Annotated in this window: 17 protein-coding genes; 10 read left to right on the top strand and 7 right to left on the bottom strand. The window is 61.2% G+C overall.

The features are described 5' to 3' along the window. The first annotated feature begins 13 nt into the window (after positions 1-13). From R3F07_03740 to R3F07_03710, 7 genes are all read left to right on the top strand, one after another. Entirely contained in the window at positions 14-1,132 is a 1,119-nt protein-coding gene (locus tag R3F07_03740) for a hypothetical protein (protein ID MEZ5275477.1), read from the top strand. After that, the gene (locus R3F07_03735; GenBank protein ID MEZ5275476.1) at positions 1,129-2,289 is read left to right on the top strand and encodes a cytochrome c biogenesis protein ResB; all 1,161 of its coding nucleotides are present in this window, start codon (positions 1,129-1,131) and stop codon (positions 2,287-2,289) included. Before R3F07_03740 ends, R3F07_03735 begins: the two co-directional genes overlap by 4 nt. Beyond that, positions 2,286-4,142 carry a cytochrome c biogenesis protein CcsA gene (gene ccsA, locus R3F07_03730; GenBank protein MEZ5275475.1) on the top strand — a complete coding sequence of 619 codons (1,857 nt, stop codon included), beginning with the start codon at positions 2,286-2,288 and terminating at the stop codon, positions 4,140-4,142. The genes R3F07_03735 and ccsA overlap by 4 nt, the downstream gene beginning before the upstream one ends. 203 nt (positions 4,143-4,345) lie before the next feature. Further along, entirely contained in the window at positions 4,346-6,913 is a 2,568-nt protein-coding gene (locus tag R3F07_03725) for a hypothetical protein (protein MEZ5275474.1), read from the top strand. A gap of 437 nt (positions 6,914-7,350) precedes the next feature. Further along, the gene (locus tag R3F07_03720) at positions 7,351-8,298 is read left to right on the top strand and encodes a bile acid:sodium symporter family protein (protein ID MEZ5275473.1); all 948 of its coding nucleotides are present in this window, start codon (positions 7,351-7,353) and stop codon (positions 8,296-8,298) included. Positions 8,299-8,637: 339 nt separating this feature from the next. Continuing rightward, the gene (locus tag R3F07_03715) at positions 8,638-11,940 is read left to right on the top strand and encodes a response regulator (GenBank protein ID MEZ5275472.1); all 3,303 of its coding nucleotides are present in this window, start codon (positions 8,638-8,640) and stop codon (positions 11,938-11,940) included. A 124-nt stretch (positions 11,941-12,064) separates the two neighbouring features. After that, entirely contained in the window at positions 12,065-12,352 is a 288-nt protein-coding gene (locus R3F07_03710) for a hypothetical protein (protein MEZ5275471.1), read from the top strand. A 50-nt stretch (positions 12,353-12,402) separates the two neighbouring features. Here R3F07_03710 and R3F07_03705 read toward each other — a convergent pair whose 3' ends face one another. Genes R3F07_03705 through R3F07_03695 form a run of 3 tightly spaced genes read right to left on the bottom strand, consistent with a single transcriptional unit; the run spans position 12,403 to position 15,419 of the window. Next, entirely contained in the window at positions 12,403-13,539 is a 1,137-nt protein-coding gene (locus R3F07_03705) for a radical SAM protein (protein MEZ5275470.1), read from the bottom strand. A gap of 8 nt (positions 13,540-13,547) precedes the next feature. Then, positions 13,548-14,174 carry a CPBP family intramembrane glutamic endopeptidase gene (locus tag R3F07_03700; GenBank protein ID MEZ5275469.1) on the bottom strand — a complete coding sequence of 209 codons (627 nt, stop codon included), beginning with the start codon at positions 14,172-14,174 and terminating at the stop codon, positions 13,548-13,550. Positions 14,175-14,177: 3 nt separating this feature from the next. Beyond that, positions 14,178-15,419 carry a hypothetical protein gene (locus R3F07_03695; protein MEZ5275468.1) on the bottom strand — a complete coding sequence of 414 codons (1,242 nt, stop codon included), beginning with the start codon at positions 15,417-15,419 and terminating at the stop codon, positions 14,178-14,180. Positions 15,420-15,841: 422 nt separating this feature from the next. Between R3F07_03695 and R3F07_03690 the strand changes: the two genes are divergently transcribed. Together R3F07_03690 and R3F07_03685 are read left to right on the top strand one after the other, a co-directional pair. Continuing rightward, positions 15,842-17,167, top strand: coding sequence for an LssY C-terminal domain-containing protein (locus R3F07_03690; protein ID MEZ5275467.1), 1,326 nt, complete (start codon positions 15,842-15,844; stop codon positions 17,165-17,167). After that, positions 17,164-18,480, top strand: coding sequence for an LssY C-terminal domain-containing protein (locus tag R3F07_03685; GenBank protein ID MEZ5275466.1), 1,317 nt, complete (start codon positions 17,164-17,166; stop codon positions 18,478-18,480). The genes R3F07_03690 and R3F07_03685 overlap by 4 nt, the downstream gene beginning before the upstream one ends. Before the next feature lie 119 nt (positions 18,481-18,599). On the opposite strand, the gene R3F07_03680 is transcribed toward R3F07_03685, so the two are convergent. Continuing rightward, entirely contained in the window at positions 18,600-19,154 is a 555-nt protein-coding gene (locus R3F07_03680) for a hypothetical protein (protein ID MEZ5275465.1), read from the bottom strand. A 116-nt stretch (positions 19,155-19,270) separates the two neighbouring features. Between R3F07_03680 and R3F07_03675 the strand changes: the two genes are divergently transcribed. After that, on the top strand, positions 19,271-21,421 hold the full coding sequence (locus tag R3F07_03675) for a beta-galactosidase trimerization domain-containing protein (GenBank protein MEZ5275464.1): 2,151 nt from the start codon (positions 19,271-19,273) through the stop codon (positions 21,419-21,421). 13 nt (positions 21,422-21,434) lie between these two features. Here R3F07_03675 and R3F07_03670 read toward each other — a convergent pair whose 3' ends face one another. Genes R3F07_03670 through R3F07_03660 form a run of 3 tightly spaced genes read right to left on the bottom strand, consistent with a single transcriptional unit; the run spans position 21,435 to position 24,282 of the window. Next, positions 21,435-22,736, bottom strand: a complete 1,302-nt coding sequence (locus R3F07_03670) for a TRAP transporter large permease (protein MEZ5275463.1) — start codon at positions 22,734-22,736, stop codon at positions 21,435-21,437. After that, positions 22,733-23,251: a TRAP transporter small permease gene (locus R3F07_03665; GenBank protein ID MEZ5275462.1), complete on the bottom strand. Its 519-nt coding sequence runs from the start codon at positions 23,249-23,251 to the stop codon at positions 22,733-22,735. The genes R3F07_03670 and R3F07_03665 overlap by 4 nt, the downstream gene beginning before the upstream one ends. 14 nt (positions 23,252-23,265) lie before the next feature. After that, positions 23,266-24,282, bottom strand: coding sequence for a TRAP transporter substrate-binding protein (locus tag R3F07_03660; GenBank protein MEZ5275461.1), 1,017 nt, complete (start codon positions 24,280-24,282; stop codon positions 23,266-23,268). Positions 24,283-24,386: the final 104 nt, after the last annotated feature.

Here is a 24,386-nt window from a genome sequence, read left to right as displayed (position 1 = left end):
CCCACCCACTGTCGTGAAAATATCCTTTCCCAATCGCTGGCTGCTCATTCTCGTCCCCTTCCTTTCCGGATGTCAGGACAAACAGGTTGTTTTCTACGAAGTACCGAAGGAAAACCACGCCCCGGCACGAACGACCGCACCGATGGCGCCGGCGATGTCCGGACCCTCGGAACTGACTTGGGAAAAGCCCGAAAGCTGGCTGGAGAAGCCCGCCTCGGCCTTTCGCAAGGGCAGCTACGCGGCCGGAGACAACGCTTCCGGCGAGGTCGACATCTCGATCAGCACCTTCCCCGATGCGGCTGGTGGACTCCTGGCCAATATCAACCGCTGGCGGGGTCAGGTCGATCTCGACCCGATCGGCGAGATGGAACTGTCGGATGAGACCACACCGGTCGAGATCGCCGGCATTCCGGGCATACGCATCGATATCGTCGAGCCCCTTCCGGCCGACGGGGATCCCACGGCCTCGAACCGCATCGTCGGTGCGGTTGTCACCATGGGCGGCTCGGCCTGGTTCTTCAAGATGAGCGGACCGAGTGCCGCGGTTGAGCGGGAGATCCCGTCCTTCGACACCCTCCTCCAATCGGTGAAACCCGCCAACCCGTCGTCAATGATCCCTTCCATGCCCTCGGCCGGCATCGGGGGCGCGATGGCCACTCAGGCCGATGCCATCCCGGCTCCGCCCGCCCCGGATCCCTTCCGCTTCCAGGCTCCGCCCAATTGGGTGCGCCAACCTCCGGCACCACTCCGGGTGGCCAGCTTTCTGATCTCCGGCGATTCCGTCCCCGATGCCGACTTCTCCGTCATCGCCCTCCCTGGAATGGCGGGAGGCGACCTTGCCAATGTCAACCGCTGGCGCGGGCAGATCAGCCTGCCCGCCATCAGCGAAGCGCAACTCAGACAGGCGGCCCAACACATCGATTCGGGTTCCTACCATTTCGACCTCTACGACATGGTCAGTGACTCCGGGATTCTCGAGGGTGGTCACAAGGCCCGGATTCTCGCCGCGATCTTCAAACAGGGAGACACTTCCTGGTTCTTCAAGATGACGGGAGAGGATCAGCTGGTGGCCGGTGAAAAGGCCTCGTTCATCGAATTCCTGAAAAGCTTCCAGCTGGAGGAGGAAAAGTGAAAGAAATCGGCAGACAACTATTCGCCTTCTTCAGTTCCCTGCAGCTGACAATCGCCTGCCTGGGCGTCGGCATGGTGCTCATCTTCATCGGGACGATAGATCAGGTCCACATCGGCATCTACGCAGCCCAGGCGAAGTATTTCCAGAGCCTGATCGTCTATTGGTCGCCTCCCGGAAGCAGTTTCCAGATTCCGATCATGCCCGGTGGCTATCTGATCGGCGGCGTGCTCCTCATCAATCTGTTCACCGCGCACTTCGCCCGGTTCAAGCCGACCTGGCGCAAAGCCGGCATCAGCCTGATCCACCTCGGTATCGTCGTCCTGCTCATCGGGGAACTCGTCAGCGGCCTATTTCAGGTCGATTCCCAGATGCGCCTGGATGAAGGGGAAACCAAGGGATACTCGGAAGGCTTTCGTGAAGCCGAACTGGTCGTGATCGACACCTCCAACCCCGAGGTCGACCGGGTGGTCAGCATTCCCGAGGGCCGACTCGAGGACGGCGGCATCATCCAACACCCCGCCCTGCCTTTCCTGGTGGAAATCCAGGCCTACTACCCCAACGCCCGGATCTTCCGGCGGGGGCCGAACACCCCGATGGCCGGCCCGTCCGCCACCATCGGACTGGGAGCCGATCTCAACGCAGTCAACGCCCCCCGGACCGGCAAGACCGACGAACGCGATCTGACCACCGCCATCGTAGACATTCGCGGTCCGGGCGGATCGATCGGCACCTGGATGGCGACCACCGGATTCGACCAGGCCCAGCTTTTCACCTTCGAAGGCAAGACCTTCGCGATCGAAATGCGCCCGCGGCGCTATTACAAACCGTTCACCCTTTCCCTGCTTGATTTCACCCATGATCGCTACCCCGGCACCGATATTCCGAAGAATTTCTCAAGCCATGTCCGGCTTCTCGATCCGGAGGCAGGCGAGGATCGTGATGTCCTGATCTACATGAACCATCCGCTGCGCTACGCCGGACTCACCTTTTACCAGGCAGGGTTCATGAACGACGACCGCACCAGCATCCTGCAGGTCGTTCGCAATCCGGGACGCCTCCTTCCCTACATCTCCTGCGTCATGGTCAGCCTTGGTCTTCTTTTCCAATTCGGCATGCACCTGATTCAATTCATCCGCAGACGAGGAGCCCGGTCATGAAGAAGCACCTTCCCTGGATCGCCCTCCTGCTCGCCACGGCCTGGGTCATTTCCGCCGCCCTCCGCAGCCCCGTCCCGTCCGGGTCACTTGACTACGAAACCTTCGGAGACATCCCGGTTCTCCTCAATGGTCGTATCAAACCCTTGGATACAGTAGCCCGGAGTTCCCTGATGATCCTGCGCGACAAGCAGACCGCCCGCACCCCCGAAGGGAAAAAGATTCCGGCCATCGCCTGGCTCACCGAGGTGCTCTTCGACGGTCCGTCGGCGGACCGGCGCCCGGTTTTCGTGATCCACGACCCGGAAGTCCTGAGCCTTTTCAACTGGCAGCAGGACCAGGGGAAGTATTTCTCCTTCCAGGATCTCTTTCCGCACTTTGCCGAGATTGACCGTCAGGCCGGGATGGCCGGTGAAGTCGAAGGCAAGCAGCGATCCCGTTTCCAGAAACACATCCTGCAACTCCATCGTCAGCTGGTTCTCTTCCAGAGGCTTAAGAACACAATCCAGCCGGAGGACACCCCCGGTTTCGGCAGGGAGCTCCAGGCGTTCCAGGAGGCGGTCGGACCGGGTCTCGAAGCCATCAACCTGCGCGAGAAGCAACTGGACTTCGACGAAAACGCCTTCAACCGGATGATCACCTTCGGCAACCGCTACCGGCAGCTTGCCGGTGACGGCTACTTCTTCATCGCCCCTCCCCCCATCGGAGCCGAGGACCCCACCGCCTGGACCAAATCCGGAGATCTCGTCCTTCAGACGATCGGCTCCGGTGAGATAGCGCCCGTCCTGAACGCCTACGCCCAGCTCTCCGACGCCTTCCGGACAAATGATGCAGGCGGCTTCAATCAAGTGCTGGGAGACCTGATGGGACAGCTCGAAAACGCCCAGCCCGGGCAGGTCAAGAAGGCCTCCCTGGAGTCCTTCTACAATCACCTGGCGCCTTTCTACAAGAGCATGGTCCTCTACGTGCTCGTTCTGCTCATCGCCTGCACCTCGTGGCTCGTCGCCCCGGCTCTCCTTGGACGCACCGCGCTCTACTTGGGCACGCTTGCCATCGTCCTGCATACCCTGGGTCTGGTTGTCCGGATGTATCTGGAGGGCCGCCCGCCGGTGACCAACCTTTACTCCTCGGCCATCTTTGTCGGCTGGGGTGCCGCCCTGCTCGGGCTCATTCTGGAGCGCCTTTTCCGCAACGGCATCGGCAGCGTGACGGCCGCCACCCTCGGGTTCTGCTCCCTCCTGGTGGCCCATCACCTTTCCGGCGATGGCGACACCATGGAGATGATGCGGGCCGTCCTCGACAGCAATTTCTGGCTGGCGACCCATGTGGTCGTCATCACCATCGGTTACTCCGCCACTTTCCTCGCCGGATTTCTCGCCATCGTCTATATCTTGCGGGGCGCCCTGACTTCGACACTCGATAAGGATACGGCCCGCTCCCTCAACCGGATGGTTTACGGGATTGTCTGCTTTGCCACCCTCTTCAGTTTTGTGGGGACGGTTCTCGGCGGCATCTGGGCGGACCAGTCATGGGGTCGATTCTGGGGCTGGGATCCCAAGGAAAACGGAGCCATGCTCATCGTCCTCTGGAATGCCATCATCCTCCATGCCCGCTGGGGAGGCTATATCCGGCAGCGCGGCCTCATGGTCCTCGCCGTGTTCGGAAATATCGTGACCAGCTGGTCCTGGTTCGGCACGAATATGCTCGGGATCGGCCTGCATTCCTACGGTTTCATGGACAAGGCCTTCATCTGGCTCGTGGTCTTTGTCGCCTCACAGGTTGCGATCATGATTATTGGCGGATTGCCTCCTCGACTCTGGAGAAGCCAGGGGTTGGCCCCCGCGTCCGGGACTTGATCGGACCCGGCCCTCCCGGAAAGTTTGCTTGCCCGACGGTTCACTCTGCCGGTAGATGATCCTTTGCGGGTTTTCCAGCGATCGATCGGGATCGGTCCGAGAAACCGCAGGAGCGCGCTTCATAACCGAGGTCCCGCTCCGATTTAGTCCGGATTAAGCCTATGACAGACATGACACGAAGCCTTCACCGTGGCAATCGGACGATGGGTCAAACCATTGTTTTCGCCCTTCTCACCCTCTGGGTCTCGACCCTCTCCTTTGCCCAGGGATCCGAAGATCCCCTCGACAGCTGGGTCTGGCGCAATCCTCTCCCAACCGGTGGGATTCTCTGGAAGTCCGTCTACGCCAATGACCTATTCATGACGGTTGGCAGCGCCGGCGAGATCATGGCCACACCGGATGGCCAATCCTGGACCTACCTGATCAGCGGCACCAACGAGACCCTCAACAGCGTGACCTACGGCAACGGAGTCTACGTCGCCGTTGGTGAGGCTGGAACCATCGTCACTTCAGCCAACGGCATCGACTGGACCGTCCGCACCAGCGGGACGACCGAGCGGCTCTTTGGCGTCACCTACGGAAACGACCGCTTCATTGTCGTCGGTTTCAACGGAACCATCCTCTCATCCGCCAACGGCACCACCTGGCAGGCCGAGACCAGCGGTTCAACCAGTCGCCTTGGCGGGGTCCTCTTCGCCGGAAACCAGTTCGTCGCCGTCGGTGGCGTTCCCAATTCGTCCGCAACCGTCCTGACCTCGCCCGACGGAACCACCTGGACCACCCGAACCACCCCCGTCTCCCAATTCCTGACCGGCGCCGCCCACGACGGGACCAACTATGTCGCCGTCGGTGAAGCAGGGACCATCATCAGCTCGTCCGACGCCGTCACCTGGACCGCGCGCGCCAGTCTGACCTTCGAGGCGCTCGAGTCTGTGACCTTTGCCAACAGCCAGTTCGTCGTAGTCGGCTTCGGGGGCACGATTCTCACCTCGCCCGACGGGATCCTCTGGACTCCCCGGACCGGCGACGGCATCCTTCTCAGTGTCGAATACGGGAATGGGCGCTACCTCGCCATCGGTTTCTCCATCGTCCTCAGCTCAACCGACGGGATCAGCTGGACCGAACTCTCCGATGGGACCACCGCCGTCCTGAACAGCCTGACCGCCGGTAATGAGATGTATGTGGCGGTCGGGGAGGACGGCACCCTCCTGAGCTCGGTCAGCGGTCTGCTCTGGGCTGAACACGACAGCACCACCACGGAGGATCTCTACGAAGCCGCCTCCGGAAACGGGACCTATGTCGCCACCGGCGCCTCAGGCGTGATCATCCAGTCGACCGACGCGATGACTTGGGCCGCGGCAACCAATCCTGCCCCCATTCCCAACGCGATCGACGCTCTCACCTACGCCAGCAACCAATATGTGGCCGTCGACTCGACCGGCGCCGTCATGACCTCGCCGGACGGCCTGTCCTGGACGGCGAGCGGAAATGTCGGCTTCATTCAGCCCCGCGCCATCACCTACGGCAACAGTGCCTATGTCGTGGCCGGCGCCTCCGGCAACATGCGTTATTCCACCAATGGAACGACCTGGAGCCCGGTGACTTCGGGAACCACACGGACCATTCTCGACGTGACCCATGGCCTGGCCGGCTTTGTCGCCGTCGGACAACAGGGCATCGCCCTGAGGTCGCAGAACGGCCTGAGCTGGACCGTCGTCAATACCGGTGTCCTGACCGATCTGAACGGCGTCAGCTACGGACCCGAGGGCTATGTCGCCTCCGGTATCGGCGGCGTTGTCCTGACTTCCGACGACGGCCTCGTCTGGACCCGCCGCTACAGCCGGACCAGCAATGCCCTCAACGCCAGCCTCTATTCCAACGGCCTCTACCTCGTGGCCGGACGCCAGGGCGCCATCCTCGCCGTTCAGGTGGACCCCGGCAAACCCCTGGTCAACCTTTCCACCCGCGGCTATACCGCAACCGCGACCAACCGGATGATCGCCGGCTTTGTCCTCACTGAGGGGACGAGTCCGACCAAGACGGTCCTCATCCGCGCTGCCGGACCCGCTCTGGCAGATCTGGGCATCCCTTCGGGCTTCCTCGCCGATCCATCCCTCGAACTCAAGAACGCCTCAGGCTCCACCATCGGAACCAATGACAACTGGGGCGATTTTGCGGATCAAACCGCCCTCGCCGATGCCAGCACAGCGGTTGGAGCCTTCGCCTTCGCCCCCGGCAGCTCGGACGCCGCCTACCTGGCCAGCCTGCCCAGCGGCAAATACACCGCCATCGCATCCGGAGTCGGCGGGACCACCGGGGTTGCTATCGTCGAGGTCTACGATGTCAGCCAGGGACTCGACGAGCCCCGCATGGTCAATATATCCACCCGCCTCTTCGTCGGCACCGGACAGGAATTGGCCATACCCGGATTTGTGATCGAAGGCGAGCGTCCGAAAGCGGTCCTCGTCCGCGCCGTCGGACCCACCCTGGGCTCGATCATCAACGATACGGACATCGTCCTCCAGGACCCGAAACTCCGGCTGGTTGACAAGGACAATGTCGAGGTGATCGCCAATGAAGATTGGGGCGATTATCCAGAACAGGCCGCCCTCCAGTCCGCATCGACCGCTGTCGGCGCATTCCCATTGAACGCAGGCAGCAAGGATGCGGCGGTTCTTGTCATCCTCGACCCCGGGATCTACACGATCAAGATCTCGGGTAGCGACGGAGGAACCGGCCTTGCCCTCGTCGAAGTCTACGAGGTCCAGTAACGCCCGCTCCAGATCGTTCTCTCCAAGCCCCGGCGCCATCCCAATGGCCCGGGGCTTTTTCTTGAAACCCCCGCCCCACTCATCTGCTCTCTTCCAAGCCCTCCGCCCTCTTCCTCCGTCGTCTCTCCCTGACCTCCCCTTTCCTCACCCCTTCGTCACCACATCACCCCGAAAGCCGAGCCCTTCGTTACCTTCGTTCCTCGAGCGGAGCGGGTGTGAAATCCGTACTCTATCCGGCATTCTGACCTCCGACCTCTGACCGCTTCCCCAGCCTCCTCTGCCCTCCTTGGTCTACCCCTGACCTCTCCTTTCCTCACCCTCTCGTCACCACATCACCCCGAAAGCCACGCCCTTCGTTACCTTGGTTCCTTGAGCGAAGCGGGTGTGAAATCCATCTACCATCTCCCATCTCCGCGAGCCTTGCTCGCTTTCCCCCAATGCTCCGTATCGCGACCAATCTCTTCCCCATCTGGGTGCTCCTCGCCGGTCTGATCGCTTTGTTCGAACCGTCCGCCTTCACCTGGTTTCGAGGCCCGGCCATCGTCTGGGGCCTTGCCGTTATCATGCTTGGCATGGGACTGACCCTGACCGTCGATGACTTTGCACGAGTGATCCGCATGCCCCTGCCCGTCGCCATGGGGGTCACCGGCCAATACCTGATCATGCCGGCCCTCGGCTGGTCGCTGGCTCTTCTCCTTGATCTGCCCGCCGACTTCGCGATCGGGCTCATCCTGGTTTCCTGCTGCCCGGGGGGCACCGCCTCCAACGTCGTGACCTACCTCGCCCGGGCCAACGTCGCCCTGTCCGTCCTCATGACCATGGTCTCCACCTTCGCCGCCATCGCCATGACCCCTCTTCTGACCAAGTGGCTGGTCGGCACCCTCATCACCGTCGATGCCTGGGCCCTCTTCCGCAGCACCGTCCAGGTCGTTCTCCTCCCCGTCTGCGCCGGCTTGATTCTTCGAAGAATCCTCGGTCATCGGATCGACCGGATCCTGCCCGTTTCTCCACTCATCGCCGTCCTCATGATCGCCCTGATCTGCGGGAGCATCATCGGCCAGAATGCAGAGGCCCTTCGCGTCCACGGCGCCAGCCTCATCCTCGCGGTCTTCCTTCTGCACGCCGGTGGGTTCGGGATCGGCTACCTCTTCGCCCGCGTTTTCGGCTACGAACGAAGGATCCGCCGCACGGTTTCCATCGAGGTTGGAATGCAGAATTCGGGGCTGGGTGTGGTCCTCGCCCAGCGGCATTTTCCCGCCACCCTCGCCCCGGTCCCTTGTGCCATCTCTGCCGTCATGCACTCGGTCATCGGCAGCATCCTGGCCGGCATCTGGCGCCTCCGGTCCGAACAGAAAGACGAACCCGTTACGTCATCCTCCCCCTAGCGTGGTGTCCGGCGATTGGGCCGGCCTTTCGACCGCCGACTTCCGCTCCCCGGACCTCTCCACCACCTTCCTACCGCCAGAGCCTTCGTTTAGCCTTCCTGCCCTTCGTGGCCCCCCCTCCGGCAGCCGCGCCTCTCCTTCGAAGGCAGCCCGGACCGGCCTCGGACCTCGAATCTCGGGCCTCTTCCCGACCCTCCCGGCCACCTTTCCCGAAAATCCGGGTAAAGGTTCTGTGAAACCCGATTCTGCCGTTAACCCCGACCGACCGCCAGACGAGGAAGAATAGAGTACCCGGGTACCCACCCGGACGTGTTCGCCAGACTTCTTCCTCTTCCTACTTTGAGCAGTCGCATCCTAATTCTCCACTCCAGTCGCGATTTCCGGGATTCACTCGTCGGACTCCTCAATGGGGAAGCCGATGGGTGCAGCCTCTTTGAAGACGCCGGACCCGCCATCGAATCCGCCCAGAGCGACGTCTATGACCTGGCCGTCATCGACAACTCCATGCCCGCCCCGGCCGGGATCGAGTTCGCCGCGGAACTGAAGAAACTCCAACCCCAGGTCCACCTCCTTCTCCTCGCCGGTGAACTCGACTTCCTGACCAAGGTCAAGGTCCGTCGGATCGGGATAAACGACGTCATCGATCGCACGGTCGATGCCGGAACCATCGTTGGGAGGATCCGTGAACTCGTCAACCGGAAGCCCGAAGCCGCCCAGGCAGCCGGCGCCGATCCGATCGTTTCCGCCGAAGATCGCTGGCGTGGCAAGATCGACGAACTCGCCGCTCAGGCCCATAACCTGAAAGAGCAACTCAAACAGCTGGAGCAGCAGAAGGAAGTCCTCGATCAACAATTGACCGAGCGGGAAAGTCTCGAAACTGCCATTCGCGACCTCCAGGCCCAAAGGGCCAAAATCGAGGAACGCAATCAGGCCGCCATCCTCGAGATCGATACCGCTCAGGCTCAACTTCAGGCACGCACCCGCGACCTCGACAGCCGCGAGCAGGAAATCTCCGAGGCCGCTCAGGCGCTTCAGGAACTCGATGCCCTTCGCGCCGAACTCGACCGACGGACAGCGGAGATCGCCGATGAGGAATCCAAGCTTGCCGCGATCCGCCAGGAAATCGAGGTCGCCCGGATCGAATCCGAAGAATCCCAAGCCGAAGCCGCCTCACGGATGAGCGAACTCGATGAGCGGGCCGCCGAGGTCGCATCCGCCGAGGAAGCCGCCCGGAGCGAGCGTGTCGCCATCGATGAGGAAAAGGCGGGCCTGCAGACCGAGCGAACGGAAGTCTCCGGAATGCGTGAAGAACTCTCCCGCGACCGGGCCGAGCTCGAGCGTATCCATGGCAGCCTGACAGAGATCGACGCCCGCCTCCGTCAGATCCAGGAGCAGGAGCAGAATCTCGGCCAGCGCACCGTCCAGGTTGAACTCGAAGAGAAGCGCCTCGCCGAGTGGAAATCCCACCTCGAACAATCCTCCAAGGACTCGATCCGTCGCGAGGAGGAACTGAAGAAGCTTTCCGTCTCCCTTGAAAAACGCGAGGAGGATCTCGCCCGGAAGAGCAAGGACATCCCGGAACAGCGCGCCCGGATCGACCAGGAGAAGCGGGAACTCAAGGACCTGGAGAAGAAGATGGAAATCGACCGGAAGATGGTCGAAGAAAACCTTCCCCGCGCCAAAGAAATCGACGATCGGATCAAGGAAGCCCTCCGTCGGGAGAAAGATCTCGACCTGCGCGCCATCGATATCGGGTCACGGACCCTCAAAACCGAGAAGATCGAGAAGGAACTCGCCGCACGATCCTTCAAGCTGGATGAACGCAAGGGCGAAATCGAAGCAGCCGCCGAGAAACTGAAATCCGACCAGGAGGCCTATGCCGGCATCCAGGCCGACCTCGATCATCGCGAAGCCGCCCTTCAGGCTGGAAAGGTTGAACTCGACGCCAAGGAGACCGAACTCGCCCAGCGTGAAGCAGAAGCCGCCGCCGTGCTGGCCCTGAAGGCCACCCTCGAGGAAGAACAGGCCGACATTGAACGCCTGCGCGCGTCCCTCAACGAAAAGGAGATCCAACTCGAGGAATCCGCCCGTCAGAACGAGGCCGACCGGAACGCCGCCGAAGCCGAACGCACGGCCATCGCCGCCGACCGCCGGCAGGCCGATGAGGCTGCCGCTGCCATCGCCGCCGAAAGGGAGGAGCTTCAACGGGGACAACAGGAACTCGCCGGCCTCAAGAAAGAGAAAGTCGAGGTCGATGCCGCCATGGCGGAACTCAAGTCATGGGACAAGGATCTCGAAGCCCGGGAGCGCAGCGTCGATCAGGCCCGAAAGGAAGTGGCCGAGATCGAGCCGCGTCTTGAGGAGGTCCGACGGGAGGAAGCCCGCATCGGTGCCGAGGTCGAGGCCCTGGCCGCCCGTCAGGACGAACTGGAGAATGCCAGAGCCGCGCTGGAGTCCGAGCGCGAATCCTTCAACGCACAGATCGCCTCGCTCGAGGCCCGGGAAGCCGGCTTGAATGAACAGGCGGCCAACCTGGAAAGGAAGTCCGGACAACTCACAAAAGAAGCGGAGCGGATTGAGGCCTTCCGTGAGGAAGTCGCACAGTTTGAAGAACGCAAGAAGGTCGTCGCCGAACAGGAAGCGACCTATCAGCAGCGGGTGCAGGAGATCGAAAAGCGCGCTGCCGAACTCGAGGACCAGCGCCACGAACTGAGCGCACGGAAAGCTCAGGTCGAATCCGAGTCCGAGTCCCTGATGACCGCCGCTCAGATGCAGGCGGAAAAACTCGATCTTGAAAGCGAATCGATCGAACGCGCCCGTCTGGAGGTCAAGGCCCATAAACGGGAACTCGAGGACAGCCTCCTCCGCGCAAAGAAGGAACGGGATGCCTTTGAAAAGGCACGCCAGGCCTTTGAGACCGAGCGTGCCGCCTTCGAGGCGTCCTCCAGCAGCATGCGGGAACGCATGGCCCAACTCGATAAAGAGAAGGCCCGTCTCGATGAAATCCAGAAGCAGCAGGATCTCGTCCAGGAACAGATCAAGAACTTCCGGGCCGAGCAGACCGTATTTGAAGAGGAACGCGAACGCCTCGCGGCCGACCGCCTGAAACTGGTGCGCCAGCGCGAGGAAATGGTCGCCATCCACGCCAAGGAACGCGCCGGCCTTCAGGAACGCAAGGACGAGCTGAATCTCGAAATCGCCGCCCTCCAGGCCGCCAAATCCGGCATGACCGGATCCAATGGCGAAGCGGGCGATCCCGCCGAATTCCTTAAACTGGTCGAGGATCTCAAGAAGACCCGCTCGGAGAACGAAAAGCTCCGCAAGGAACTCGAACGCACCTCCCTCAAGGACGGTCCGATCGAGATTTCCGTCGAGAACCTCTCGGAAAAGCACCCGAAGATCCGGGCCGCCTGGCGCAAGGTCAGGGAGGCTCAGGACAAGATGGAAATCGAACGCAACGCCTTCGAAGAGGACGTGAAGTCACTCCAGGAACAGGAAGCCGCCCTCCGGCGCTACGAAGAAAGCCTGCGTGAATTCCAGCAGGAACTCGAGTCCGGCAAGCCCCCGACCAAGGCCCCGCGCAACAAGGACCGCATCGTTCTCCCCGCCAACTCCAAGACGCTCTGGAGCGCCGGCACCTGAACGGTCAAGACCACCCCGGCGGAAATCCGCCTGAAGGACAGTTCCGCATTCCGGGAGGATTTGAGGCAGGAGTTGCTTCCCCTTTCGGGATTGCCAGGTGGAGGGCAACTGCTAGAGCTCGACCATGCTCAAACCGTCCGGCGTCCGTCTGGTTCTTCTACGCATGATCCTTATCACCGGCCTGGTTCTCGCCGGTTGTACCACGACTGGTTCCGAAAAAACGGCCACGGCCGACGATGAATGGGTCACCCTCCCCCCGGAAACAGGGAGTCGTCTCCCCCGCCGTGTCCGGAGGTCGGAAATCGAAAAAGGAACCACCGGGAGCAAGGTCACCGTCCAGGACGCCACCGCCACCAACGAGATGGTTCGCGAGACGAACGCCATCATACAGTCGGGCCTCCCGAGCAATTGAGTGGCAGGCCGAACCGGTGAAGCGTTTTACCTGTTTGCTCCCTCGATCCTTTAGGCGGGACAGGTCAATCGCCCGCTCAGGTTGGCCCGGTCGAGCTGATCGATTCGAACCGAGGTGGCCTTGCAGAACGGACAGGGCGACACGTTCCCTTCGGTGTCGACATAAAGGTACCGCTTCCCGCCGACACATCCCTCTTGTCTCTTCGAGTAATCCGGGTAGTTGATGACGGGGAAGCTTCGCAATTCCCGGCGATTCCCATCGAAGCGCTCACTGAATAGCTCCAGCAATCGTCTTTTCCCGCCGGTCAGGGCGACCTCAGACTGCGCATACCGGCCAACCGGCTTGGGCTCGACGATGCGCACGAATGACACCTTCAGGTCTCGGGCGAGATCCATATACGCATCGAGGTTTTCCGTTGAGATGAAGTCATTGGTCGGACACAGCGAAAGAGCCGTCACCAATCCCCCTTCCTGAGCCAGCCCGGCGGCAAAGACGGCCGCCCGGAAACATCCCTTTCGACCCCGAAAACGGTCATGTTCGCTTTCGATGTGATGATCGAGACTCACCACGATGCCGGTGAGCCCATGGCGCTTCAGCTCAATGGCCCGCTCCTCAGAAAGGCCCATGCCCGATGTGTTGATCCAGAATTCAACCCCGCTCTCCCCAAACAGATCCAGGATCCGGATGAGCGTCGCAAAGCGGTTCAGGGGTTCTCCTCCGGTCAGGACGATCTGACCGGCCCCGAGGTCAATCACTCTCTGGATGATGAAGAAGATATCTTCGTCACCCAGACTCTCGGCCTGATCGAGCGCCTCCCATTCAAAGCAGTGCTCGCAGTTGAGTCTGCACTTTTTGGTGACGGCGACAAACGCCACAAAGAGGCCCGACATCGAGAAATGTCCGAGCGTCTCGGCAACCCGCTGGCGGAGGATGCGATCAAATGCGATCGACGGAAATCCGGGCGTATTCAGATTCAGGAAGTACCTGCCATCCACCCGACAGAGATTCGAGGGGATACCCCATCCGGATGTACGCGTATGCTCCCGCCACAGACGAAGTGTCGCCGACAAGGCTTTGAGGAGACTTCCCGATACTTCGAGACCGAGTTTGAACGTCCGGGCCAGAATGCGAAGCTGGACACCCAGGCGCTCCGGGGCAGAGACGGGCTTCCCGACCAACGTATTCATGTTTTCGATTACCATACCCACCATGGGGCAGGCCCATCTCCATAGACCCAGAGATCAAAGAGGACATGAAAGACCACGCAGGGCCAGATGCTGCGGGTCGCCATTCGCGCACCGCCCAGAATCAGCCCCACCGCAAAGGTCAACCCCCCGAGGAACAACGGGTCGATCGCGGCAAAAGGAAGGAAGATCGCCACCTTGTACAGCGTATGGGCGATTGTGGAGACCCCGACGGCAACAACCGGTGACACGGAACTCTGGATACGGCCGAAGACAAGTCCCCGAAACACCAGCTCCTCCGTCAGCCCGACCAGCATGGCCACGAAAGCGAACGACCCGAGGCCCCTCGGGCAAAGCGTGGCGCCCTGATCCCACCTCTGAAGCAGAGCCAGGAGCAACCCGCCGACTGCCGCCCCAGCGATCCAATACCAGCGGCAGCCGGTCAGGCCAAGCGTGGAACCGATTTCAATGGGAGGACTCCTCAGGATCCATCCGAAGAGAAGGAGCAGAAAGAGTCCCAGGCTCAGGAACGCGAGGGTCCGGTTCTGGAAAACGAGGAATCCGAAGAGCACGACGAACCCCGTCGGCAACAGGGCGAGAAAGGAAATGGAAACCGTCCGCTCCCGAAGAGTCGTCATCGATCAGACCCTCTTCTCCCGCACCCATTTGATCAGAATCGCCAACGCCATGACCGGAAGGGCGAGCAGGAGCCAGCCTGATCCCAGGCAGAAGGTATCCTGACCATAGACCACACAGCCGGGACAGGACTCGCGCACCTTCGCGACAATCGCCGGATCATCCAGCGCTGTCTCTGACAATCCGATGTAGCGGAGATGCTTCAGGTCACGAAGAGGCGTCAGGTCGAGACCACTGTCGATATCTCCCAAGGCTATTCCTTCGACCCGGGGCGCCATCGCCAACGGTTTCAGGCTGGTCAGCTCAGCGTAGATCAGGTCGAGGAAGATCAGATTCGGGTTCGCGACCAGGACAGCCTCCAGTTCCGTTTCGGAGATTGTGCCTGGATTCAGGTATTCGAGTCCGGTCAGTCGATCCGTCCCCTTCACCTCGGCCCAAGTTCCCGCAATCGCCAGATAGCGCAGACGCTCGGGATGCGGCAGATCATTAAGATCCGGAACCGCAGCCATGTCGCCACTATTGAGGAACAGTGTCTTCAGCTCCGGGAGTCCCGTCAGAACAGGAATGCTTCCAAATGCAGACAGAGCCCGAATCTGCGGGAAGGCTTCCAGGTTCACCGTGGAATCGCCGCTTCCATTCTTCAAATAGACCCCGTGCAGATTGGGAAGGGACAGTCCGATCAATGGTGAGGGATCCGCAGAGCTCGAACCGCCATCAATCAACAGCAACCTCACTTCACCGAGATCGAATCCTTCAAGTTTCGTATTCCCATCGGGAGCGACCAGGAGAGGCTTCGAACGGCCTCCGAAGGTCTGAGTGAATCCCTCATCCGGATCCAGAATGGAGCAATTGGGACTCGCCTCCGCGATCGCAGCCAGTTCGGGCCTATGGCGTGCCAGATTTCCCTCATCGACCTGAACGAAGTCGATCGATTGCAGGTCCTCCCTGCCGACCGAGGCAAACCAGGTGGCGAAGTTCCGATTCTCTTCGCCGGAGAGTACGATCGAGCGGACGTTTCCATTGACGTAAAGGAGATCACCCTCGATGCGGAGATCCACTTTGTCACCGTCCTCGGATCGATACAGAACCGGGAATAACCCAGATCCGTCTTCAGACATGGCGCCCAGGAGTGAGAAGTCTGACAACCAGGCGGCCAATCGGTGATCCTCTCCAACCGTCAGGACCTCCCAATTCATGTAGTCGATGATTTCGAGCTCCTGGTTCGACAGGATTTCGACGATGCGCACGTCAGTTTCCGGCGGTCTGCAGGAGACAAACAAAAGAAGAGAGCCAATAGCCGCCTGAAACACGATTGGTTTGATGCCTGCTTTCATAGTGTTCACCTCTGGCTGGATAGACCGGACGATTGGTTTTCAACGATCCCGAATCGACCCTACTCCGGATCATGCGTAAGATCATATCCGGACGGATCATCGAAGTCGACCGAATGTGAAGGCCCCGGGGTACCCAGAGCCGATTGCTGAACCCAAAGCACCGGCCTCCGCCTGGTTCGAGATGGAGTGCCGTGCTGCCAGAGCCGGCGTTGCACCCCGGGACAGGCCCGGCCGACCGATTGGGTTTGCGGCAGACCGGGAGAACGCGGTATCGGATAAGGGCGCCATGACGTTGGCTGGATTCCATACTGCAACGGAGTCAATCCGCGAACCAGATGCCTGAACCGTCACATCAATCGGTCATGACCGATCTTGGGCCGGTCTGGCTGCGTTCATGGGGCATCTTCCTGCTTTGCAGCCTGATGATCTGTCCGCTCCCGGCTTGGGCAGAGTCGTCGCCCCCCCTACCGTTTCTGGAACGGATCCTTTCCGACACGAAAGATGAACTGACGGTCGCCGTTGCCGTTCCGACCCGGACCGAAACCAGGGAAATCTACGGGGTCGACCTGGCGAAACGAGAAATGCAGCCGGTCTGGATTCAAGTGACCAACGACCGTGACAGCCTGGCCTGGTTGCTGCCATCGGGACTGGATCCCGACTACTACTCGGCATCCGAAGCCGCTTTCCCATTCAGTTCCCGCGCTTCCACAGGTGAACGAGCCGAGATCGAGGCCCGGTTCGCCGCACTCCAATTCAGGAACCCCATTCCTCCGAAGAGCACGAATTCCGGCTACATCATTGTCAATCGCGACGAAGGATTCAAGGCGGTCGATGTCGACATCATCTCTGAAGCACGATCGAGCAGCTTCACCTTCGCCGCCCTGGATCCGACCTTCAAGGGCGACTTCACGCAGGTGGAGTTCGACACTCTCTACGATCCGGCCGAGATCGTTGATATCGATGACTTCGAAACCCTTCGCCTGACCATTGAAAGTTTTCCCGCCTGCACCTCGAACAAGAAGGGCACGGCCGAGGGCGACCCCCTCAACCTGGTAGTGGTGGGCTCTTCCCTGAACATCTTTTCAGCGTTCATTCGACGGGGTTGGTACGGCACGGAAACCATGTCCTTCAGCGCCATCTCCCGCACCACCAAGTCGTTCCTGACGGGTTCACGGTATCGCTCGTCGCCAGTGAGCTCGCTCTACGTCTTTGGCCGCAAACAGGATATCGCCCTCCAGAAGGCGCGTGGCACCATTCACGAGCGCAATCACCTCAGGCTCTGGCTCACCCCCTACCGGTTCCGCGGCGATCTTGTCTGGCTCGGGCAGATCAGTCGGGACATTGGTGTGAAGCTGACGCTCAAGTCCCCGACCATCACCACCCACGTCATCGATCCGGATGTCGACGAGGCCAGGCGTTACCTCGTGGAAGACCTCGCCTACTCCCAGGCGATGAAGATGATCGGATTTGCGCCCGGCGTTGGTCCGGTGGATCGGGCAAATCCACGATTCAATCTGGTGGGCGATCCTTTCTGCTCGGACGGCCGACGCTCCGTCATGTTCTTCGATTCCCGGCCCTATGCTCTCGACGACATCTCCTTTGTTGAGGATTGGAGCGCCCCGTCCTCCAGCGCGACGCCCATCGTCGACTCCGCGCCATGATGACTCCAATCACGCCACCGACCGGTCCCGCGTTTTCCCGGGCCGGGACAACCTGCCGCGAAGCGCCGTGGGTTCGTTCCGATGGCTTGAATCCCTCAAGACAACTCATCATCACCGCGGTCCTCGCGATCCTGGCGACCTTCATCGCAGGTTGCACGACAATCCCCTTCGAGACACCCGCGCCTTTCGATTCTACGGTCCTCAAGAATCGGGCCAGGAGCACCGAGGACGAAGGAATCCGCGTATCCGCAGCTTTGATCGATTCCGCGGACTCCAGGGCAATCTTCGGGGTCGATGTCCTCGCAAGTGGGATTCAACCCATCTGGTTCGAAATTGAAAACAGGACAGATCGAAGGGTTGTTTTTCTGCCCACCGGTGTGGATCCCGAGTACTTCTCGCCTCTCGAAGTGAGTTTCCGGTTCTACAGCGAATTCAATAGAGAATCCAAAACCAGAATCGACGAGGCTATCGAACGATCGGGGCTGGAATATACGATTATGCCGCACTCGAGCGAATCGGGCTTTGTCTTCACCAATCTCCAATCCGGAGCCCGGTTCGTGACGGTTGATCTGCTCAGCGATAACTGGGCCGGTTCCTATTTCCTCGTTCTTCCGCCCATCGTTTCAATACCGGCCGATCGTTCCATTGAAGAACTGATCCAACAGTCCGAGGCGGCCGGAACGGTTGACGCCGGCAATGACGCCGACCTGCGCGAATTGCTCGAGCAACTCCCGACACATGCAACCGACAAGGATGGGAATCCCGGCGAGCCCTTGAATCTGATCCTGGTCGGCGACCTCGAGCCGGCGGTCAGCGGCCTGATTCGCAGGCGATACCAACGTTCGGATCTTGCTCCCCTGTATGCCCTCGGACGCGTCCAGGACTCGGCCGTGACCAAGCAGGAACGCTGGAACCCGTCACAACCCCACCAGATCCGGCTCTGGCTGACCGAGATCCGGTATCGGGGGATTCCCGTCTGGATCGCCCAGGCCAGCATGCCTCTGGGAGGTCGCTTCCGAAAGAACCGGGACGGTGGTGTCCAGGCACCCATCGACCCGAACGTGGATGCCGTTCGCAACGACATCGTCCAGGATACGATCTACTCGCAGTTCGCGAGTCGGATTGGATTCATCAAAGGAGTTGATGCCGCGACAATGGAAAATCCCCGTCCGACCCCGAGCGGCGGAGTCTATCACACAGACGGACTCCGGGCGGTCATCTTCTTCGATGACGGTCCCTCGACACTCGATCAGGTCCAATTCCTCGACTGGGAAAGGCTCGCCCCCCAACCCGGATCCCCCTCATCTCCCTGAACACCGCTCCCCGGGGAAGCCCCGCTGCGCCGCTTGTAACATAATACGTTACAAACCCCGGAGTCCGCAGAGGCTCTCGGGGAACCGGTTCGACCGGGAACGGTTCCCGGTCAGGGACTCTACGGTGGGGGCCAGGACCGGATGACATTGGCCTGCGCCCGCGTCTGGGGTGACTCCATCCAGCGCAGGTAGTCATCGTGGCGGCGCAATTCAATGATCCTCGCGAGTGCCTGCTCCGCACTCAGTCCGTGCCGAACCATCCAGCAACCGACGATCGTCCCGGTGCGCCCGTGCCCTCCCCAGCAATGGATGTAGACGCCCCGGCCCGCTCCGTGAGCCTCATCGATCCGATCGAGGGCTTCACCAACGGTCTCGGCCGAGGGCACGCCCATATCCCGAATCGGAAACCGATGGAAGATGGGCTCGGATTCCGATCCGTGATTCAATCGACGCACCACCGGACGGTAGTCTGGAAAAGGCTCATTCCCCATCCCGGTTTCGGTGGGTTCCTGGAGGTTGACGAACACGGTGACACCTCGGTCGAGAATCGACTTCAGGTTACGTTCTGCCGTCGATTCATCGACGTCTCCAGGATAAGGTCCAGCGAGGAGCGTGTCGGTGACCCACCACGAATGACGGAACGGTGCGGGTTTTGTCGGATACGGAATGGGCATCGGATGAATTGGGTGGGGTCTCTTGCCTGACAATCAGGATTGCCCAATCAATCGCTCATCATCAAGGTCAACCGTGAAGCGGGTCGCCACGAATTCATTCCTCTCCGCCGTAAGCCATGGCCACCGAAGCCTCCTCCAACCCGACCCGCGCGGGTGAAACAGCCCCCACTCCACTGAATGCCCGCCTGGCCGGTGTCCATGCCGTCATCATCCTGCCCGAGTGGTCCGCAGATATCGGTCGGCACTACGATGCGGCCACGCTGATCGGTGAACTCGCTGCAGCGCCGACCCAAGTGGTGGAGTTCTGCATCAAACCTGCACTGGGTCACCCGTTGTTTCCATTGGGCGACCGGCCCTGTCCGAAAGACTGGGCCACCGAGACCCGCAGGCTCGCGGCTGAGACTGGTCAGCGCTTCATCGCCTACTACAATGTCGGTCTCGACAACTGGATGGCCCGGCAGCACCCAGACTGGGTCTCGCTCGATGCGGATGGAAAACCTTGGCGCTTCGATGACACCTTCTCCTGGCTCTGCGTGCGGTCACCCTGGCGCGACCGGATCCTGGCAGAACTCGAGGAGATGGTGCGTGGCCTGCATCCCGACGGCGTGTTTCTCGATATTGCCGGCCTGCCCCATGCGTATGGTCCGGGTAGCGTCGATCCCGCACGGGCCTGTTTCTGCTCACATTGCCGGGAAGCCTTCCGCGCACGACACGGGCAAGACCTGCCAAGGCAGACGGAGGATCCGGAAGTGCGCGAGGCGGTCTTTCGCTTCGGACAGGAGGGTCGCGTGGCCATCCTGAATGACTGTTTCTCGCTTCTGCGGCGAATCGACCCAAAGCTGATCATTGGATCCAACGGTTCAGGCTACTACGACCGTCTCGTCGGCACGCCTGCCGATCTGAACACGTTCGCCACCTACTACTCCTCGGAGGCGAAGACCCCGGCCTTCCAAAGCTTCAAGGCGAAGCTCATGTGGTCACTGGACAAGCCCTACCAGATGCATACCTACGGGAGTTTCCAGAGCATGCGGCCCGGAAACGCCCTCGGCACCTGGGTGGATTGGAACCTGATTCCGGCGCGCTACATGGAAGTCTCGGCAGCCATGGTCAGCGCCCATTCCGGCCGTATCGTGATCGGCACGAATCTCACTCCCGACGGCCGACTGTTCAAAGGCCAGATCGATGCGATTCGACCGGCCCTTGCGGCCGTCCGGGCCCGTGAACCCTGGCTGGCCGGTCTCCAGAGTGTCCCCAATATCGCCGTCGTTTACGACGCCGCCTCGGAGCACATCATGAGATTGCGGAACCAGAGTGACGAACTCGGCATCCAGGCCGAGGCCAGAGGTCTGCACGACGCGCTCTTCGATGGCGGGTTTCATTTCGACGTGGTCAATGCATCGGACCTGGATCCGGAAGGCCACCGCGCGCTTTTCTATGCCGATGCGGCATGCGCCGACGAATCCCAGGTAGCTACACTTCGCGAATTTGTGGCAAACGGAGGCCTGCTCATCGCGACGCATGAGACCTCCCTCCGGGATGACCATGGCCACGAGCGCAAGGATTTCGCCTGGGCCGAGTTGCTCGGCGTGCGTTACGAGGGTCGTTCGCCATTCAGGGAAGCGAACTACGGATTACTGGACGGAGAATTGCGGGGACCGCTCCTGGATTACCCTCTCCTGTTGACCACCGAGACCCTGATCGTGTCGTGCACAACCGCGCAGCCTCTGGCCGAGATCGTGTATCCGGAAGCGACGCGCAGCACCGAGACCTATCTCTGGGAAACGGCTTACAACCACTTCAAGCACGCCACAGGAAATCCGCTGATCACGGTGAACCGCATCGGCCGCGGGGCGGTCGTCTATATCGCCGCTCCGCTGGGGCGCCAGATCCTCGAGCGTGCCGACCCCAATCTCAAGGCGGTCCTGGCGCGGCTCATCCGTCTCTACGCAACGGATCTCTCCATCACAGTCAAGGCGCCCGCCGGTATCGCGGTGGTCTTCGGCCGCCGGTCCGCCGGAACACACGGACCGGCTCTACACACCATCTCGCTGGTCAACCTCTATGCCTCGCTCGTGCTCAACTCTCCCGACGATTTGATTCCACGGGTCGGCCCGGTTCGTATCCGGATTCCCCTGCACACCCTGCCCCGACCGCCAAGAAGCGTCGAGAGCATCGACGCCCAAGACCTGACCTGGCAAATCGCCGACGAGGAATTGACGATCGAACTCAGGCAGATCGGCCTGCATGCCGTCATTGCGATCAGCTGAGCCAGCACCGGCTTCACATCAGTCTGAGCAATCGCGGCAAGGCGACCGACAAAGCCGGCCAATAAGTGATGAGAAGAAGCCCGATCAACATCGCGAAAAAGAACGGGATCATCGGTGCAATCACGCGCGCGATGCTGGTCCGTCCGACGCTGCAACTGACAAAGAGGCAGGCTCCCACCGGCGGGGTGCAAAGACCGATGCAGAGATTGGCGATGAGCACGATGCCGAACTGAACCGGATCCATACCGAGCGCGGTCAACACGGGCAGGAAGATCGGCGTGAAGATGAGCACGGCCGGCGTCATGTCCATGAACGTGCCCACGATGAGCAGGAGGACGTTGATGAGAAGCAGGATGATCATCGGATTGTCCGACAGACCGATCATCGCCTCGCTCACGAGCTGCGGCACCCTTTCATAGGCCAACACCCAACTCATGGCCTGGCTGGCACCCACGAGCAACATGACAACCGCGGTCGTCCGGGCCGCGCGCAACAATATCGAGGGCATTTGTGCCGGCGAGATCTCCCGGTAGATGATCACCCCGAGAACGAACGCGTAGGCCACCGCGATGGCCGAAGCCTCCGTGGCCGAAAACACCCCGCCCAGGATTCCCCCCAACACCAGTATCACCAGACCAAGACTGGGCAGGGCACCCCAGACGGCGCGCCCGAAGGGTAGCGCCACCCGGCGTTGCACGCGGTGACTCAAGGCGCCCGTACGGAGGCTGAGGATCAGACTGACCGCCATCAGGAGAATCCCCACCACAATTCCCGGGATCACTCCGGCCAGAAAGAGCGCGGCCACCGAGACATTTCCGGCCACGACCGCATAGACGATCATGATATTGCTGGGGGGAATGAGCAGGCCGGTCGTGGCGGAGGTGGCCGTGAGGGCCACCGCGAACTCGCGCTTGTAGCCGCTGCGCTCCATTTCCGGAATCAGCGAACTCCCGATCGAAGAGACGGCCGCGGCGGCCGAACCCGAAACCGAGCCGAAAAGCATGCAGGTCAGGGTGTTCACATAAGCCAGTCCACCCGGCAATCGCCCGACCAAGGCGGTCGCAAAATCGGTCAGCCGACGGGCCATTCCACCCTCGCCCATCAAGAGACCGGCCAGCACAAAAAAGGGAATGGCCAGGAGTGGGAAACTGGCGATGCCGGCCGACGTCCGTTGGGCCATCACATACGCCGCTGAACCGTCGCCCAGGCTCACGATGGTGGCGGTGGCCGCCAGCCCGATGCAGACTGCCACCGGCGTATTGAGCAGCAGCAGCCCGACAAAGACGACCAGAAGGATCAGGACCTCGATGCTCATGTCAGATCCTTCCCGATGGCATCCGCCGACGCCGTGGTCCGTCCCGTGACGAGATGCTCTACGGAGAACGCCATGATGAAGAGTCCGCTGAGCGGAACCACGCTGTAAAGGTAGCCGATCGGCCAACCCATTGCGGGGGTGAGTTGACCCGACCGAAGCGTTTCACTGACCAGCATCCAGCCTCCGCCAATCAGCACAAAGCCCGCAAAGACCATGACGGCGATCTCGGCGATGACCGCGCTCAGGCGACGGGCCGCCGGGTCCAGTTTGCCCACAAAATAGTCGACCCCGAGGTGACCCCGATCCCGAAAGACCAAGGCGGCACCCAGCAGGGAGACCCAGACCAGCAGGTAGACCGCCAATTCCTCCGTCCACCGACTCTGCGAGCCAAGAAGGTAGCGCGAAACGACACCCCACAGGACATCGAGCAGGAGGGCGGCAAACATGCCGATGGTCAACCACTCCAGACCCCGGACAAAGACCTCCCAGATCCGATTCCCCCGGGTTGGCGTCATAGTGGAAGGCTCGCTCATTTCACCTCCCGGATACGTTTGGCCAGTCGACCCACCGCAGAATCGCCGATCTGCTCATAAAGTGGCAGTGTCGCGGTGACAAAGGGACCCTTGTCCGGACGCAGGATGGAGACCCCGGCCGCTTCAATCTGGGCGAGCGCTTCGGCCGTCTTTTCCTGCCAGAGTGCCCGCTGGAAGGTGACTGATTCCGCCGCCGCCTGCTCGATCCAGGCCTTTTCCTGCGGACTGAGGGTGTTCCAGATGGTCTGGCTGAAGATCACCATATCCGGGATGCGGGTATGCTCATCGAGGGAATAGTGCCGGGCCACTTCGTAATGACGGCTGGAAAGCAGGCTGGGTGGATTGTTCTCCGCACCATCGACCATGCCCTGCTGCAGCGCCGTATAGAGCTCACCCCAGGGGATCGGGGTGGGCGCGCCGCCCATGGTGGAGATCATGTCCATCGCCATGCGGCTGGGCAGCACGCGAATCTTCCTTCCCTTCAGATCCGCCGGATCGAGGATCGGCGCCGAGATCATGTAGAAGCTGCGGCTGCCGGAATCGTAGTAACAGAGGCCATGAATGCCGACTCCATCGCCGGCGGCGAGCAACTCGCGGCCGATTTCTCCGTTGAGCACCTTCCAGCAATGGTCGTCATCGCGAAACAGATACGGCAGCCCGAAGACCGCCATCTCCGGCACAAAGCCCTCCATGGTGGCCGCGGAGGTCTTGACCATGGCGAGGGCACCTCGCTGCAACTGCTCGATGCATTCTGGCTCGGAACCTAGCTGCCCGTTGGGAAAGATCTGCAGCTCAACCGCCCCGCCCGAGATCTCGGCCAGGCGCTTCGCCATGAATTCCATCCCGGCATGGACCGGGTGGGACTGATCGAGTGCATGGCCCAGCTTGAGCACCCGGTGGGCCGCCCCACCGCCCTGTCGATGGGCGCGTTGCAGGAAGACGAAGCAGGTGGCGGTGAGGATGGCGCCGAGCACAAGGCCGACGGCGAGAAAGGAGGTTTCCTTGCGAATCATGGGCGAGGGGTTGCCCTGAAGATGGCTGAAGGCCGGGAGTTGGCCAGCCAAAGCGATATCGGGGTCAAATCCAGCGCGTCGCCGGAACCATGTTCCGGGCCATC

The sequence above is a fragment of the Opitutaceae bacterium genome (genome assembly GCA_041395105.1).
GTDB lineage: Bacteria > Verrucomicrobiota > Verrucomicrobiia > Opitutales > Opitutaceae > B12-G4.
This window is presented reverse-complemented; position numbering and strand designations above follow the sequence as displayed.

What these genes read in the sequence shown, in the direction of transcription:
- R3F07_03680 (MEZ5275465.1), bottom strand. Translation starts at nt 19,154, where the DNA reads ATGCCCATTCCGTATCCGACAAAACCCGCACCGTTCCGTCATTCGTGG.
- R3F07_03675 (MEZ5275464.1), top strand. Translation starts at nt 19,271, where the DNA reads ATGGCCACCGAAGCCTCCTCCAACCCGACCCGCGCGGGTGAAACAGCC.
- R3F07_03665 (MEZ5275462.1), bottom strand. Translation starts at nt 23,251, where the DNA reads ATGACGCCAACCCGGGGGAATCGGATCTGGGAGGTCTTTGTCCGGGGT.
- R3F07_03710 (MEZ5275471.1), top strand. Translation starts at nt 12,065, where the DNA reads ATGCTCAAACCGTCCGGCGTCCGTCTGGTTCTTCTACGCATGATCCTT.
- R3F07_03690 (MEZ5275467.1), top strand. Translation starts at nt 15,842, where the DNA reads ATGCCTGAACCGTCACATCAATCGGTCATGACCGATCTTGGGCCGGTC.
- ccsA (MEZ5275475.1), top strand. Translation starts at nt 2,286, where the DNA reads ATGAAGAAGCACCTTCCCTGGATCGCCCTCCTGCTCGCCACGGCCTGG.
- R3F07_03700 (MEZ5275469.1), bottom strand. Translation starts at nt 14,174, where the DNA reads ATGACGACTCTTCGGGAGCGGACGGTTTCCATTTCCTTTCTCGCCCTG.
- R3F07_03660 (MEZ5275461.1), bottom strand. Translation starts at nt 24,282, where the DNA reads ATGATTCGCAAGGAAACCTCCTTTCTCGCCGTCGGCCTTGTGCTCGGC.
- R3F07_03725 (MEZ5275474.1), top strand. Translation starts at nt 4,346, where the DNA reads ATGGGTCAAACCATTGTTTTCGCCCTTCTCACCCTCTGGGTCTCGACC.
- R3F07_03685 (MEZ5275466.1), top strand. Translation starts at nt 17,164, where the DNA reads ATGATGACTCCAATCACGCCACCGACCGGTCCCGCGTTTTCCCGGGCC.
- R3F07_03705 (MEZ5275470.1), bottom strand. Translation starts at nt 13,539, where the DNA reads ATGAATACGTTGGTCGGGAAGCCCGTCTCTGCCCCGGAGCGCCTGGGT.
- R3F07_03670 (MEZ5275463.1), bottom strand. Translation starts at nt 22,736, where the DNA reads ATGAGCATCGAGGTCCTGATCCTTCTGGTCGTCTTTGTCGGGCTGCTG.
- R3F07_03720 (MEZ5275473.1), top strand. Translation starts at nt 7,351, where the DNA reads ATGCTCCGTATCGCGACCAATCTCTTCCCCATCTGGGTGCTCCTCGCC.